The organism is Janthinobacterium sp. 67, from assembly GCF_002797895.1.
Lineage (GTDB): Bacteria > Pseudomonadota > Gammaproteobacteria > Burkholderiales > Burkholderiaceae_D > Janthinobacterium.
Window position 1 is genome coordinate 5,698,482 of the sequence record NZ_PGES01000001.1, and the last position, 15,164, is coordinate 5,713,645.

A 15,164-nucleotide genomic window follows, 5' to 3' on the forward strand; every position below is an offset into this window, starting at 1 on the left:
CATGAGCAAGGAACAACTGGACGGTGCATTGGCCAACAAGCACGCGCTGGTGACGGGCGCCGGCAGCGGCATCGGCCTGGCCTGCGCGGCCGCCTTGCTGGACGCGGGCGCCAGGGTCACCCTGGCCGGGCGCGATGGCGCGCGGCTGGCGCGCGCGCGCATGCAGCTGGAAGAGGCGGGCCACGCGGGCAGGGTGGCCATCTGCGTGCTCGACGTGGCAGTGGAAGCGTCCGTGCAGGCAGGATTTGCGCAGGCGGCCGCGCATTTCGGCCGCATCGACATCTTGATCAATAACGCGGGCCAGGCGCATGCGGCGCCTTTCGGCAAGACGGATGCCGCCATCTGGCAGCAGATGCTGGCCGTGAACCTGACGGGCGTATTCCACTGCTGCCAAGCGGCCATGCCGGCCATGCTGGAAGCGGGCTGGGGGCGCATCGTCAACGTGGCGTCGACGGCGGGCTTGAAGGGGTATCGCTATGTCAGCGCCTATGTCGCGGCCAAGCATGGCGTCATTGGCCTGACGCGCGCGCTGGCGCTGGAAGTGGCGCCGCGCGGCGTCACCGTCAACGCCGTCTGTCCCGGCTACACGGAAACGGAGATGGTGGCGCAGGCCGTGCAGAACATCGTGCGCAAGACGGGGCGCGGCGAAGACGCGGCGCGCGCGGAACTGGCGGCGGGCAATCCGCAGCAGCGGCTGGTGCAGCCGCGGGAAGTGGCCGATGCGGTGGCGTGGCTATGCCTGCCCGCGTCGTCCGCCATGAATGGACAATCGATCGCCGTCGCCGGCGGCGAAGTCATGTAACTGAATGAAGACCATGGATAAAGAACCCGAAAATTTGCGCGACGAACCCGTGCTGGACCTGGCCAGCCGGCTGACGCAGGACCATCACCAGTCGCTGAAATTGTGGCTGCGCATGCTCTCGTGTACGGTGAAGATTGAAAACGAGGTGCGCACGCGCTTGCGCGCCACCTTCGGCATCACCTTGCCGCGCTTCGACCTGATGGCGCAGCTCGAGCGCTTTCCCGACGGCTTGCGCATGGGCGAACTGTCCAAGCGCATGATGGTCACGGGAGGCAACATCACGGGCATCACCGACCAGCTGGAGCAGGAAAAGCTGGTGGTGCGCGTGGTCGATCCGAAGGACCGGCGCTCGTACAGCGTCAAGCTGACGCCGGCGGGCCGGCGCGCCTTCGACGAGATGGCGCGCGTGCACGAAGGCTGGATCGCCGAACTGCTGCACGGTGTGACGCCGGATGACAAAACCCAGTTGATCGACCTGCTGTCGCACATGAAACAGCAGCTGAATGACACATCGATAAAGGACTGACCATGCGCCATCTCCCCGGCCAGCCGCAAGACCTGCCAGGCAACCGCGCCAGCCTGGCCCATTACGTGGCGCGGCATTTTCTGTTTGCCGTCGATGCAGGCGTCGCCACCTTGACCCTGCACCGGCCCGAGCGCAAGAATCCGCTCACTTTCGACTCGTATGCGGAATTGCGCGAGCTGTTTCGCGCGCTGGCGCATGCGGACGACGTCAAGGCCGTCGTCATCACGGGCAGCGGCGACAATTTCTGTTCGGGCGGCGACGTGCACGACATCATCGGCCCGCTGACAAAACTCGACATGCCCGGCCTGCTGGCGTTTACCCGCATGACGGGCGACGTGGTGAAAGCCATGCGCGCCTGCCCGCAACCCATCATCGCCGCCATCGACGGCATTTGCGCGGGCGCCGGCGCCATGCTGGCGCTCGCTTCCGATATCCGCATCGGCACGGCGCGCAGCAAGACGGCCTTTTTGTTTACCCGCGTGGGCCTGGCCGGCTGCGACATGGGCGCCTGCGCCTTGCTGCCGCGCGTGATCGGCCAGGGCCGCGCCGCCGAGCTGCTGTACACGGGGCGCTCCCTGGCCGGCGCCGAGGCCGAGCGCTGGGGCTGGCTCAACCGCCTGGTCGAGCCGGAGGAGCTGGCCGAAGCGGCGCAGCTGTTCGCCGCCGGCCTGGCCAGCGGCCCCACGTTCGCGCACGGCATGACGAAAAAAATGCTGCAGCAGGAGTGGAACATGGGCGTCGATGAAGCGATCGAGGCGGAAGCGCAGGCGCAAGCCATTTGCATGGCCACCAACGATTTCCACCGCGCCTATCACGCCTTCGTGGCGAAGGAAAAACCACAATTCGAGGGTAACTGACATGCGTGACATGAGCTATCTGGATTGGCCATTTTTCGAAGCACATCATGCAAAGCTTGAGTCCGAGCTCGACGCCTGGGCGATGCAGCACCTGGACGGCGCGCACGGCGCCGACGTCGATGCGGCTTGCCGCGCGCTCGTGGCGCAACTGGGGCAGGGCGGCTGGCTTGCGCATGCCACGGGCACCGATGGCAAGATCGATACGCGCGCCATTTGCCTGATGCGCGAAACCCTGGCGCGCCACGACGGCCTGGCCGATTTCGCCTTTGCCATGCAGGGACTCGGTTCGGGCGCCATCGGCCTGTTCGGCAGCTTGGACAACAAGGCGCGCTATCTGTCAGACGTGGCCAGCGGCAAGCGCATTGCCGCCTTTGCCCTGTCCGAGCCGCAGGCCGGCTCCGACGTGGCAGCCATGGCGTGCGCGGCGCGCCGCGACGGCGACGACTACGTGCTCGATGGCGAAAAGACGTGGATCTCGAACGGCGGCATCGCCGACTTTTACGTGGTGTTCGCCCGCACGGGCGAAGCGCCCGGTGCGCGCGGCATCAGCGCCTTCATCGTCGACGCCGACAATCCGGGGCTGGAAATCGCCGAGCGCATCGCCGTCATCGCGCCGCATCCGCTGGCGCGCCTGCGCTTTGCCAATTGCCGCGTGCCCGTGTCGCAGCGCCTGGGCGAGGCGGGGCAGGGCTTCAAGGTGGCGATGGCGACGCTCGACGTGTTCCGCACGTCGGTGGCCGCCGCCGCGCTGGGCTTTGCGCGGCGCGCGTTCGACGAAGCGCTGCGCCATGCGACGGCGCGCCAGATGTTCGGCCAGACCTTGGCGGACTTCCAGCTGACGCAGGCAAAATTGGCGCAGATGGCCACCGGCATCGATGCGGCCGCGCTGCTCACCTACCGCGCCGCCTGGCAGCGCGACCAGGGCCGCAAGGTGACGAAGGAAGCGGCCATGGCCAAGCTGACGGCCACGGAAACGGCGCAGCAGGTGATCGATGCGGCCGTGCAGCTGTTCGGCGGGATGGGCGTCGTCAGTGGTCACCCGGTCGAGCGCCTGTACCGCGAAATTCGCGCCTTGCGCATCTACGAGGGCGCCAGCGAAGTACAGCAATTGATCATCGCGCGCGAATTGCTGCGCGAGGCGGCGGACGTATGAGTGACATGAATAACGAGGAAAATAATATGCAAGTGCTGCAACCTGCGGGATGGGCCAAGCCGCGCGGCTATGCGAACGGCATCGCCGCCAGCGGACGCACGGTGTACGTCAGCGGCATGATAGGCTGGGATGCGCAGGGGCAGTTCCATACGGACGACTTCGCGGGACAGGTGCGCCAGGCGCTGCAAAACGTCGTCGCCGTGCTGGCCGAGGCGGGCGCCTTGCCCGAGCACATCGTGCGCATGAACTGGTATGTGCTGGACAAGAAGGAATATGTGGCGGCATATCCACAAATCGGCGTTGCCTACAGGGAAATCATCGGCAAGCATTTCCCGGCCATGACGGCGGTGCAGGTGGCGGGACTGATCGAGGACAGAGCGAGAGTTGAGATCGAGGTGACGGCGGTGTTTCCTGGCTGAATTTCTGCTATGAAATATTGCGTATTAGCATCTAAATAATAAATATAAAAACATTATCTATCGTGTTATATTTGGCAACCGGAGCATAGGCCGGTGTTAAATACTGACAGTCGAGGTAGATGATGCGCAATAATTTCAAAGCGGTAAGAAGTGTGGTGCTGGCCGTGGCCGGTATGGGTGTTTGCCTGGGCGCGCAGGCTGGACCCGGTATGTCGCTACTTTCCCCCAGCTATCAGACGCAGCTGGAAACCTGGCTTGGCGAAGGCCATCTGGCGCTGACGAACATTTACAGCAAGGCGGCGGGCGACACTTCGCTCGATTTTCACAAGGCATCCGACGGCAAGGGGCGCACGTTTTCAGTGATGGAGGCAAGCAATGCGTCGGGGCAGACCTGGCTGGTGGGCGGCTACAATCCGCAAAGCTGGAGTTCCACGGACGGCATGCATGTGACGATGGCCGACAGCGCGCGCACGGGTTTCCTGTTCAATCTGACGTCGGGGCTGATGCTGCCGCAATTGAAGCAGTATTTCAACGGCGATACCATCGGTAGCGGCCAGACTTTTAATGACGGCGACTATGGCCCTACCTTCGGCAGCGGGCATGATCTTTACGTGCCGCGGGATCTGACGCATGGCGGTTACTCGTCGTTGTACACCTATAACCGTTTTGGCCTGCCGCCCGGTGGCGTGAGCCTCATCGATGGTTCCGTGTTTACGAATCCTGATATTACTTATGGCGCCATCCAGGTGTTCAGCATCAGTGCCGTACCGGAACCTGGCAGTTATGGTTTGATGCTGGTGGGGCTGGCTGTGATGGGCATGCTCTTGCAGCGCAAGCGCCGCTTGGTTTAATGCCATGAAAATGCCAAGAAAAAGCCCGCGTTGCGCGGGCTTTTTTGCAAGAGGCATCGTCGAATATGGCTGGTCCCCCCGACTGGAATCGAACCAGTATCCCACGCTTAGGAGGCATGTGCACTATCCATTGTGCTACGGGGAGGACGCTATCGGTCGTTGCTCGCTCCCGAATTGAGCGCAATTATAGCCCACACCACCATGGAAATGTAAGCAGTGCGCCATTGCGCATCGCTTATCTTGCCGAACCGGACAAGACGGCAGTGCTGAGGGCGGCGCGGCTCTTTGCCTCTTGCGGCAGCATGGTCTGGTCCAGATAGGTTGCCATTTTTCTGCTGTAGGCGGGACGCATGTGGACCGGGTCGGTATAGGCCGGGATGCCGCTGCCATCCGTGACCGGGCAGGTCGCTCCCGTGCACAGGTAGTCGAGCGGCTCGATGATGCGTGCGCCACTGTGCCGAGCTATGGCGATCAGGCGCGCGCGCACGCCGCCATTTTCCTCCAAAAATGCCTGCTTGTTGAGATTGGGAATGCTCGGCAGGGGGTGTATGTCGCCGAAGCGCGATCCCGTGTACATATTGCGGGGATCGAAAAGCGGGCCGGTGGGCGGTTGCAGTATCAGGAAAACGCGTTTCCCTTGCCCCGACAGGCGGGCGATGCTCGCGCGCAGCGACTCATAGCTGGCATCCATTGCCTGTGCGGACGGAAACGCCAGTACGGATGCATTCTTTTCGAACAGCAGTTCCCGGTTGCCGGGGCTGAAATAGCCATACCAGGCCGCGCCGATGACGACCGTATCGACGTCGCTGGCGCCTGCCAGGTCATAGGCCGCTTCCGTTGCTTGAGGGCAAAGTGGGAATTTGAAGCGAGGTAACTTTACCGCGTGAAGGATGGGCGGACAGCCTGCCGCCGTGGCGAAGATCACGGAGTTGAAGCGTGCCGGATCGCTGGCGATGGCTTGTTCGATGCGGGGACCATATTGCTGAACCACTGAGTCGCCCAGAAACACGGTCAAGCCTTTGGTCTGGCTGCTGACTTTTTGAAAGACGATATTCTGGTGTCTCAACGGGGTGAACAAGGGGCCGGGGAAAGCGCTGTCGTTGAGTGCTTGCAAGTATATTTCCGCGCCGTGCACATCGATCCTTTCACGCAGGACGCCGCCGGCCGTGAGCACGCCCAGCAATACCATGGCCAGCATGGCCCCTCCCAGGCCGCTGACGACATGTTTGTGGTTGCGCCGCTGCCGCAATGGCACTTCGATCAGGCGGTAGGTGAGATAGGCCAGCATGAACGCAGACGCGATCAGGGCGACCTTGATCTGGAACGGTGTTTTTTCACCGTAGATAATGTGACTGTATGATAACAATGGCCAGTGCCATAAGTACAGGGGATAGCTGATGAGGCCAATGCCGACCGCCGCCTTGTTGCTGAGCAAGTAGCGGTTGAGTGCCTGGCCCGCATCGGCCATGATGATCAGGAAAGTGCCGCCAGCCGGGAGCAAGGCCCACCAGCCAGGAAAGAAAACATCGGGCTTGACGAAGGTAAAGCCCAGCACCAGCAATGCCGTCCCGCCGACGGAGGCGACGGTGCGCCAGCGCTGTGTCCAGGCGGTGCGGTGCAGTTGCAGATAAGCTGCAATCCCGCCTGTCATGAGTTCCCAGAAGCGTGTCACGGGCGAATAAAATGCGGCCGTCGGATTGCTTTCGACCGTCATGACGTTGATGGCCATCGACAGGCAGAAAATGATGGCCATGATGAGCAGGAAATTGCGGTGCCGCTTAAATGCCAGCCACAGGATCAGAGGCCACAGCAGATAAAACTGTTCCTCCACGCCAAGCGACCACAGGTGCAGCAAGGGCTTCGATGTCCCCGAACTGTCGAAGTAGCCGGCCTCGGACCAGAACACGAGATTGGCGACAAAGCCGCCCCCCGCCGCGATGTGCTTGCCTATCTGGCGAAATTCGCCGTGCAGCAGGACCACCCAGCCAAACAGCAGCGTGGCAAACAGCACCAGCACGAGTGCGGGAAAGATGCGCCGCACATAGAAGTCAGCAATGCTGAACTTGCCCGCTTCCAGTTGCATGAGGATGATCGAGGTGATCAGGTAGCCGGAAATGACGAAGAAGACATCGACGCCGATGAAACCGCTGACGAACCAGTTCGGCCAGGCATGATGCAGGATGACGGCGAGCACGGCCACGGCGCGCAAACCGTCGATGTCGGCCCGGTAGGGCAGTCCGCCCGGATGAGCGGTGCTTGCTGTAACTTTCAGAATAGTCTCCCTGCTGAGGCGTATGCCGAGCAGTCTACTCTTCAGCCTGAAGAATAAATTGCGGAGGCGGCATTTCTCTCGCCGTTAAAAATGTTTTAATTTTAGCATCATATGTTGTGAAAATTATGATATTTTTCAGGCGTTTTTGGGTGCCGCCGCAGGGGCGGCATGATCAAAAAAGCAATCTGGCAGGCGGAGGTGGCGGCTGGAAACCGAATCAGTTCGGCAAGAACTGCCTATGCTGGCGTGAGTATCGGTACAATGCGTGCTTCATTCATCCAATCGGCGGCTGTTTTGCACACCACGCGGTGTGCGCGAGACGGCGCCCGAGCACTCTTACTCATTATGGCTGTCATTTCTCTTTCATCGGCGCAACTTGCGTTCGGTCACGTCGCGCTGCTCGATCACGCGGAATTCTCACTGGAAACCTCGGAGCGGGTCGGCTTGATCGGCCGCAACGGCACGGGTAAATCGTCGCTGTTGAAGGTTATTTCGGGCAAGTTCAAGCTCGATGATGGCTTGCTCGTCATGCAACAGGGCATCAAGATCGCGTATGTGGAGCAGGAGCCGCAATTCGATCCGGACATGTCCGTATTTGACGCCGTCGCTTCCGGCATGGGCGAATCGCAGGCGTGGCTGAAGGAATACGATGCGCTGACGGGCCAGTTTGGCCAGGGCAATGACGACGAACTGATGGAACGCATGCACGACATCCAGGTCAAGCTCGATGCGGCCGATGCGTGGAGCTTGCCGAACAAGGTGGAAACCGTGCTCGACCGTCTGAACCTGACGGGCGACATGGCGATGAAAACCCTGTCGGGCGGGATGCAGAAGCGCGTGGCGCTGGCGCGCGCGCTGGTGTCGGCGCCCGACGTGCTGCTACTCGATGAACCGACCAACCATCTGGACTTTAGTTCCATCTTGTGGCTGGAAGGCTTGTTGCGCGACTTCAAGGGCAGCGTGCTGTTCATTACCCATGACCGCTCCTTCCTCGACAACGTTGCCACGCGCATCATCGAACTGGACCGCGGCCGTTTGCTGTCGTACCCGGGCAACTTCACGGCGTACCAGGTGCGCAAGGCCGAGCAGCTGGAAATCGAAGAAGTGGAAAACGCCAAGTTCGACAAGTTCCTGGCGCAGGAAGAAGTGTGGATACGCAAGGGCGTCAAGGCCCGCCGCGTGCGCGACGAAGGCCGCGTGCGCCGCCTGGAAGCGCTGCGCCTGACGCGCAATGCGCGCCGCGAACAGCAGGGACAAGTCAAGCTGGACGTATCGGCCGGCGAACGCTCGGGCAAGATCGTGGCGGACCTGGAAAACGTATCGAAGATTTATGGCGACAAGGTCATCGTCAAGGACTTCAGCGCCACCATCCTGCGCGGCGACAAGGTCGGCCTGATCGGCGCCAACGGCGCCGGCAAGACCACCTTGTTGAAAATGATCCTCGGCGAAGAGCAGTCGGACACGGGCACCATCCGCCTGGGCACCAAGCTGCAGGTGGCGTATTTCGACCAGATGCGCACGCAGCTGAACGAAGAGGCGAACCTGATGGAAACCATCGCACCCGGCAGCGACTGGGTCGAGATCAATGGCCAGCGCCGCCACGTGATGACCTACCTGAACGACTTCCTGTTTGCGCCGGAACGTGCCCGTTCGCCCGTCAAGTCGCTGTCCGGTGGCGAGCGCAACCGTTTGCTGCTGGCGCGCCTGTTCGCCAAGCCGGCCAACGTGCTGGTGCTCGATGAGCCGACCAATGACCTGGATATCGATACCTTGGAATTGCTGGAAGAGTTGCTGGAAGAATACACCGGCACCGTTTTCCTCGTCAGCCATGACCGTACCTTCCTCGACAACGTGGTCACGCAAGTGATCGTCGCCGAAGGCGAGGGCAAGTGGCGCGAATTCGTCGGCGGCTACACGGACTGGGAACGCGTGCGCACCTTGCCGATCGCCACGGCGCCCGCCAGCAAGCCGGCAGTGAAGGTTGTCGAAGCGGCAGCGCCGGCGGCCAAGCAGAAAAAGCTCAGCTACAAGGAACAGCGCGAGCTGGAAGAGTTGCCGAAACTGATCGCCAAGCTGGAAGACGAGCAATCGGTGCTGGCCGCCGAACTGTCGCATCCGGACTTCTACAAGAAAACGCCGGCCGAAGGCAAACGCCTGAACGCGCGCGTGGCCGAGATCGAAGGCGAACTGCTGGAAGCGTTGGAAAAGTGGGAGCAGATCGAGGCGCGCAGCAATGCCTGATTAGTTTCTTGCATTCTCTGTTGTAATTTAAGTTAGGATTACTTGCCACGGCAACGGTTCTGCTTGATATAATTATATAATTATATTTTTTACATCGGAGGATGCATGTTTGTTATCGAAAACACGCGCTCCGGACCACGACGTCCGGCGCGTGGTGCCACCTCCGGTGCGCATCAGCATGTTTGACCGCGCCGCCTTGCCCCGGGTAGCGCCATTCCTGGCCTACCTCTCCTTCATTTTCATCGCCGACATGCTGGCCCGCCTGGGCGTTGCCGCGCAGGACATGCGCTGGCTGTATGCCATCAAGATCGGCGTCGTGCTGGGCATGTTGTTGTATTGGCGCCGCAGTTACACGGAACTGCGGTGGTCGCCGCTGGGCGCGCGCGCGCTGGCTGTGGCGCTGGCCACCGGGCTTGTTGTTTTTTTGCTGTGGATTAATCTGGACGCAGGCTGGATGAGTATCGGCAGCGCCGACGGCTTCGACCCGCGCAATGACGGCCAGATCGAGTGGAGCCTGGTGGTGCTGCGCATCGCCGGCGCGGCGCTCGTGGTGCCCGTGATGGAAGAGCTGTTCTGGCGCTCCTTCCTGTTGCGCTGGATCGATGCCCAGGATTTTCTTGCATTTCAGCCCCGCCTGGCCAGTGCCAAGGCATTTGTTGTCAGCGTCGTGTTGTTTGGTTTTGAACATAATTTGTGGCTGGCGGGCATTGTTGCCGGCGCCGCCTATACTCTGCTGTACATGCGCAGCCAGTCCCTGTGGTCGCCCATCCTGGCGCACGGCGTGACGAACGGCGTGCTGGGCCTCTGGATTGTTTCCGGTGGACACTGGACTTACTGGTAATATTGCCAACTAACTGTTTGATCTTTCAAAGACAAAGCCCATGTTGAATTCCCCGCCAAAAAGCCTCCGTAGCCACCCATGTCTACCGCCTGGCATGCCGCTCATGTCTATCTTGCGTGCCGCTTGCGTGCTCGTGGTCGGAGGTGTGGCCAGCTCGTCGGCAATGGCCGCCTGGAGCGATACCATTTCCCCGTTCCTGGCGACCTCGTATTCCTATGACGACAATCTGTTGCGCCTCGACGACAATGTTCCCGGCTATAACGGTCCCCGTTCCGATACGTCGCGCCAGGTACAGGCAGGTTTTCTCGTCAACCGGCCGATCGGGCGCCAAGTGCTGACGGGACAGGCCAAGTGGTCGCGCGTGTCGTTCCAGCATTTTGACCAGTTCAACTACAGCGGTAAGGATTTCCTGGCCGATCTTGAATGGCATCTAGGTAATCATCTCGATGGCCATGCGGGCGCCCTGTATTCGCAAACCCTGACGCCGTTCAGCGATTTCCAGAGCACTGAACGCAATTTGCGTACGCGTCAGCGAGAGTACGTCGATGGCGGCTGGCGTTTCCATCCGAGCTGGCGCGTGCGTGGCGCTTACAGCCGTGAGCGCTACTCGTATGACTTGCTGTCGCAGCGCGTGTCCAACCGTGAAGAAAAAGCGACGGAACTGGGGCTTGATTATTTGCCTGCAAGTAATAGTCGTGTCGGCGTGCAGTTGCGGCATATCAATGGCAGCTATCCGAATCGCGTCAACGGCGGCCAGTTCGGCGTCGACGATGGCTATACTCAGGATGAGATCAAGGCGAATATTTATTGGAATTACAGTGCGATTACCCAAGTGCAACTCTTGGGCGGATGGGTGCGCCGCAGCCATTCCTTTTATTCGGGGCGCAATTCGAGCGGCGCCAACGGGCGCATCGTGGTGAACTGGGCGCCTCTGGGTAAGGTGCGTTTCACCGGTTCCCTGTGGCATGAGTATGGAGTAGTGGAAAATGCGCTGATTTCGAGCAGCCTGAATAATGGCGCCAGTGTTGCCGCCGCCTGGGATATCACGTCCAAGGTTCGCATGGATGCGCAACTGCGCCGCGAGAAGCGCGACTTTTCGGCCGCCAGCGGCCTGGTATTGCCCGTCGATGTCAGCGACACCTCGCATACCGAATCTCTGGGACTAACCTATGCTCCGCAGCCAAATATCCAGCTGGGTCTGAACGCCTTCCGCGACACGCGCAAGGGCGCACCTATTATTAATACTGGCAGTTTCCGCGCCAAAGGCGTGTCGTTCAGCGCCAGTGTCCAGTTCTGAAGAGCACTATGACGGTTAATGATATACCCTTGATTTCGTTCTTTCAGCGCATACTCGACCCATTGATCATCATGGGTACGCTGTATCTGTTGTCCGCCTTGTCAGGTTCCCCCTTTACTGGCTATTCGCTGGTATTGATGATCCTTGCGTTCTTTATTTCCTCGTCCGTATTCCAGTATGTCGACCCTTACCGCACCTGGCGCAGCGGTCGGATGCTGGCCTATACCCGCGATATTTTTGTCAGCTGGGGCATCACAGCCCTGATTCTGGTATTCCTGGGTTCGGCGACAGGACTGGCTTTTCATTTCGACCGCGAACTGGTGCTGGCCTGGTTTCTGCTGACGCCATTCATATTGCTGCTCAGCCATCTGGCCGCCCGGCGCATGGTGGCCGATCCCGGACGCGACAGCGAAGTGCGCTCCGTCGTCATCATCGGCGCCAACGATGCCAGTCTGAAATTTGCTGCCACCGTCGAGCGCAATCCGAATCTGTTCATGAGCGTACGGGGCTTTTTTGACGACCGTACCGATGACCGCTGGCCCGAGAAAATGCGTGAGCCCATGCTGGGCAAGATGGCCGATATCGCCGCCTATGTGCGCGAACACAATATCAAGATGATATTCATCAGCCAGCCCATTTCGGCGCAGCCGCGCATCCGTAAAATGCTCGATGAACTGCAGGATACGACGGCGTCCGTGTACTTCTTGCCGGATATTTATATCTTCGACCTGATGCAGGCGCGTTTCGATAATGTGGGCGGCATGCCGGTGATCGCCATCCGCGAATCGCCGTTCACGGGCTTTAACAGCATGGTCAAGCGGGGCAGCGACATCGTGCTGGGTCTGCTGATCCAGATCATGCTGCTGCCGGTGATGCTGGTCATCGCCATCGCCGTCAAAGCGACGTCGAAGGGGCCGGTGATCTTTCGCCAGCGCCGTTACGGCCTGTATGGCGAGGAAATCATCGTCTATAAATTCCGTTCGATGACGGTCAGCGAGGATGGCGACAAGGTCGTGCAGGCCACCAAGAACGACCAGCGCGTGACGCGTATCGGCGCCTTTCTGCGCCGCAGTTCTCTCGATGAGCTGCCGCAGTTCATCAACGTCCTGCAGGGGCGGATGAGCATCGTCGGACCCCGTCCGCACGCGGTGGCGCACAATGAGCAGTACCGCAAACTGATCAAGGGTTATATGTTGCGCCACAAGGTCAAGCCGGGCATTACCGGCTGGGCACAGGTGAACGGCTTGCGCGGCGAGACGGAGACGCTCGACAAAATGGAAGCGCGCATCCATTTCGACCTCGACTACCTGCGCAACTGGTCGCTGTGGCTGGATTTGTGGATCATTTTGCGCACCATCAAAGTAGTGCTGAAACGCGATAACGCGCATTGACCGCAGGCCGATGGCGGGCCGCACACACCGGACCTGAATATTTTTTGCAGAGATTTAATCCGCGTTAAAATGACGCAGTCATGCAGGATGTCCAATAGCCGGTTCCTGGAACCGGCTGAACAGTGATTCGACGAGCCATACGACCCTATGAGGCAAGCACGGCGACATGATGTGCACGGTGACATGCTCCGCCTGCCTGGCGGCGGGCCAGATTGTGGCCTGTGGCATGCGCGTCATGCCCGCAGGCGCCATGCCCGGCCCGCAGGGCGCATGGGAGCAGTTGAACACATGCTGTCCCCCATGCACCGGCCCCAACCCCGCCGCTTTCCCGTGCTGGCCCGCCTCCCATTCTTGTGCGGTGCAGAGCAGGTACCCGTCGCTGCACGAGAAATATTGCCTTGTGAGAATTATTTATCGAAGCCTGGCGATTGCGATGCTTGTGTTTCTGACGAAACAGTTGTTTTTAAGACCTTTTAATAGTTTTTTAAGCAAATAGTTTCCTAGCAAGCTAGTACATTGTGTATCATATTTATAATATTGACAATCATGTGGTCGCAAGCCCATAATTTCAATCGAAATCTGCTTTTTTTGACAATGTTTTGTTGTTAAGTGAGTTATCATGACAATCACAAAACCGTCAGCGGATTTCCTTACCTGAACCGAAGGAGTCATTTTGAACCAAGCGCAAATCGCCCGTGTGTCCTCGAGCAAGTCCACCACGCGTTCCCGCCTGCTGTGCGCAGGCCTGGTGGTACTGGCCGTCGCAGGATTGTCTGCCTGTGGCAATAAAGAAAAAAAGCCCGGCCAGGCGTTGGCGAGTGTGAATGGGGAAGAAATCACCGTCCTGCAACTCAATGAAGAGATGCAGCGCGCCAATGTCCAGGCGCCGCAACAGGAAGCGGCCAGCAAGCAGTTGTTGGAATCGCTGATCGACCGCCAGTTGTTGCAGAACGAGGCAGCCAAGGACAAGACGGACCGCGATCCCAAGGTGGTGCAGGCGATCGAGCGCGCCAAGGCGCTGATCGTAGCGCAAGCCTACATGCAAAAGCGCATCGGCACGGTTGCCCGTCCCACCAAGCAGGAAGTGGAAGAGTACTTCCACAAGAATCCGCAATTTTTCACCGAACGCAAGCAGTTCGACATGCGTGAACTGGTCATTGCCAGCGCCGACATGAATGACAAGCTGAAGGCGGCCATGGATGCGGCGAAGACGCTGGACGACGTTGCCGCATGGCTCGACGCGAACAAGGTCAAGTATGCCCGTACCCAGTTGTCGCGCACCAGCGCGGACCTGGCGCCCGAGCTGAGCGCGAAATTGCTGTCGATGCCGAAGGGCCAGCTGTTCATCATCCGCGAGGGCGACCGCACCTTGCTCATTTCCCTGGCCGATATCCGCGACAATCCCGTGACCTTGGCACAGGCCGCGCCGCAGATCGAACAGTTTTTGTTCAACAAGAAAAATAAGGATGCCGCCGATGCTGAACTGAAGCGTTTGCGCGCCACCGCCAAGATCGAATACCTGGGCAAGGATGCGGCGCCAGCCACCGCATCGGCAGCGGCCAGCGCACCGGCGCCGGCGCCGGCACCTGCGGCCCAGGCCGCACCGGCGCGGAGTCCTTCGGAAGCAAATGATCGTGGCGTTGCTGGCTTGAAATAAGTCGCAGCATTTTAGGTAAGAAACTCATCAATGGAATGAACGAATCATGAAACGACTTCTGATGTGGTGCATGGCTACCCTGTTGGCCCTGAGTGCCGGTTTTGCCGGCGCTGCCGATGTCCAGCTGGGCGCCGGCGACGTGCTGAAAATCTCCGTTTACGGCAATCCCGACCTGGCGCTCGAAACGCGCGTCAGCGAAGCGGGCGAAATCACCTTCCCCCTGGTCGGTAACGTAGCCCTGGGCGGCCTGTCCGTATCGGCTGCCGAGAAGAAGCTGGGCGGCTTGCTGGAAAGCGGCGGCTACCTGCGCAAGGCGCAGGTCAATATCATCGTCACCCAGCTGCAAAGCCAGCAAGTATCGGTACTGGGGCAAGTCAACCGCCCCGGGCGCTATCCGATCGAGGGCAAGCGCAGCCTGATGGACATGCTGGCCATGGCGGGCGGCGTTGGCGCCGATGGCGGCGATACGGTCAGCCTGATCCGCAAGCGCAATGGCAAGACCACGCGTGAAATCATTGATATCATCGACATGGTGCGCTCGGCCGACTTGAACCGCGACCTCGATGTGGCCGGCAACGACGTGATCTTTGTCGAGCGCGCACCGCGTTTCTATATCTATGGCGAAGTGCAGCGCCCGGGCGCCTTCCGCCTCGAACGTTCGATGACGGTGCTGCAGGCGCTGTCTGTCGGCGGCGGTCTGACGCAGCGCGGCACCGAGCGCGGCATTCGCATCAAGCGCCGCGACGAGGCTGGCAAGCTGCAAATCATCAACGCCAAGCATGACGACCTGCTGCAAGTTGACGATATGGTGTACGTGCAGGAAAGCCTGTTCTAAGCCTGTGTCCGTATCTTTCCGG

The 15,164-nt window shown here is 60.2% G+C and carries 13 protein-coding genes and 1 tRNA gene; 12 read left to right on the forward strand and 2 right to left on the reverse strand.

What is annotated here, in order from left to right; translation table 11 throughout:
• Position 1: 1 nt before the first annotated feature.
• The 6 genes from CLU90_RS25590 to CLU90_RS25615 all read left to right on the forward strand — a co-directional run bounded on the left by CLU90_RS25590 (position 2) and on the right by CLU90_RS25615 (position 4,608).
• The gene (locus tag CLU90_RS25590) at positions 2-802 is read left to right on the forward strand and encodes an SDR family NAD(P)-dependent oxidoreductase (protein WP_100429158.1); all 801 of its coding nucleotides are present in this window, start codon (positions 2-4) and stop codon (positions 800-802) included.
• A 13-nt stretch (positions 803-815) separates the two neighbouring features.
• Positions 816-1,328 (forward strand): MarR family winged helix-turn-helix transcriptional regulator, encoded by a 513-nt coding sequence (locus tag CLU90_RS25595; protein WP_092715107.1) that lies wholly within the window; start codon positions 816-818, stop codon positions 1,326-1,328.
• 2 nt (positions 1,329-1,330) lie between these two features.
• Positions 1,331-2,185: an enoyl-CoA hydratase family protein gene (locus CLU90_RS25600; protein ID WP_100429159.1), complete on the forward strand. Its 855-nt coding sequence runs from the start codon at positions 1,331-1,333 to the stop codon at positions 2,183-2,185.
• A gap of 1 nt (position 2,186) precedes the next feature.
• On the forward strand, positions 2,187-3,338 hold the full coding sequence (locus tag CLU90_RS25605) for an acyl-CoA dehydrogenase family protein (RefSeq protein ID WP_100429160.1): 1,152 nt from the start codon (positions 2,187-2,189) through the stop codon (positions 3,336-3,338).
• 26 nt (positions 3,339-3,364) lie between these two features.
• Positions 3,365-3,757, forward strand: coding sequence for a RidA family protein (locus CLU90_RS25610; protein WP_100429570.1), 393 nt, complete (start codon positions 3,365-3,367; stop codon positions 3,755-3,757).
• Positions 3,758-3,879: 122 nt separating this feature from the next.
• Entirely contained in the window at positions 3,880-4,608 is a 729-nt protein-coding gene (locus CLU90_RS25615; RefSeq protein ID WP_198511353.1) for a PEP_CTERM-anchored TLD domain-containing protein, read from the forward strand.
• A 70-nt stretch (positions 4,609-4,678) separates the two neighbouring features.
• Here the strand turns inward: CLU90_RS25615 and CLU90_RS25620 are convergent.
• Together CLU90_RS25620 and CLU90_RS25625 are read right to left on the reverse strand one after the other, a co-directional pair.
• A tRNA-Arg gene (locus CLU90_RS25620) sits at positions 4,679-4,753 on the reverse strand.
• A gap of 90 nt (positions 4,754-4,843) precedes the next feature.
• Positions 4,844-6,925 carry an acyltransferase family protein gene (locus CLU90_RS25625; protein WP_100429162.1) on the reverse strand — a complete coding sequence of 694 codons (2,082 nt, stop codon included), beginning with the start codon at positions 6,923-6,925 and terminating at the stop codon, positions 4,844-4,846.
• Between the two features lie 300 nt (positions 6,926-7,225).
• On the opposite strand from CLU90_RS25625, the gene CLU90_RS25630 reads away from it, so the two are divergent.
• The 6 genes from CLU90_RS25630 (at position 7,226) to epsE (ending at position 15,142) form a co-directional block, all read left to right on the forward strand.
• A complete protein-coding gene (locus CLU90_RS25630) occupies positions 7,226-9,121 on the forward strand; it encodes an ATP-binding cassette domain-containing protein (RefSeq protein WP_100429163.1) in 1,896 nt (631 codons plus the stop codon).
• A 109-nt stretch (positions 9,122-9,230) separates the two neighbouring features.
• Positions 9,231-9,962 (forward strand): CAAX prenyl protease-related protein, encoded by a 732-nt coding sequence (locus tag CLU90_RS25635; protein WP_232731333.1) that lies wholly within the window; start codon positions 9,231-9,233, stop codon positions 9,960-9,962.
• Positions 9,963-10,065: 103 nt separating this feature from the next.
• A complete protein-coding gene (gene epsL / locus CLU90_RS25640) occupies positions 10,066-11,259 on the forward strand; it encodes an XrtB/PEP-CTERM-associated polysaccharide biosynthesis outer membrane protein EpsL (RefSeq protein ID WP_232731334.1) in 1,194 nt (397 codons plus the stop codon).
• 8 nt (positions 11,260-11,267) lie between these two features.
• Positions 11,268-12,650, forward strand: coding sequence for an undecaprenyl-phosphate glucose phosphotransferase (locus CLU90_RS25645; protein WP_100429166.1), 1,383 nt, complete (start codon positions 11,268-11,270; stop codon positions 12,648-12,650).
• A gap of 673 nt (positions 12,651-13,323) precedes the next feature.
• Positions 13,324-14,307, forward strand: coding sequence for an EpsD family peptidyl-prolyl cis-trans isomerase (locus CLU90_RS25650; RefSeq protein ID WP_100429167.1), 984 nt, complete (start codon positions 13,324-13,326; stop codon positions 14,305-14,307).
• A 46-nt stretch (positions 14,308-14,353) separates the two neighbouring features.
• On the forward strand, positions 14,354-15,142 hold the full coding sequence (epsE, locus tag CLU90_RS25655; protein WP_198511267.1) for a polysaccharide export protein EpsE: 789 nt from the start codon (positions 14,354-14,356) through the stop codon (positions 15,140-15,142).
• Positions 15,143-15,164 lie beyond the last annotated feature (22 nt).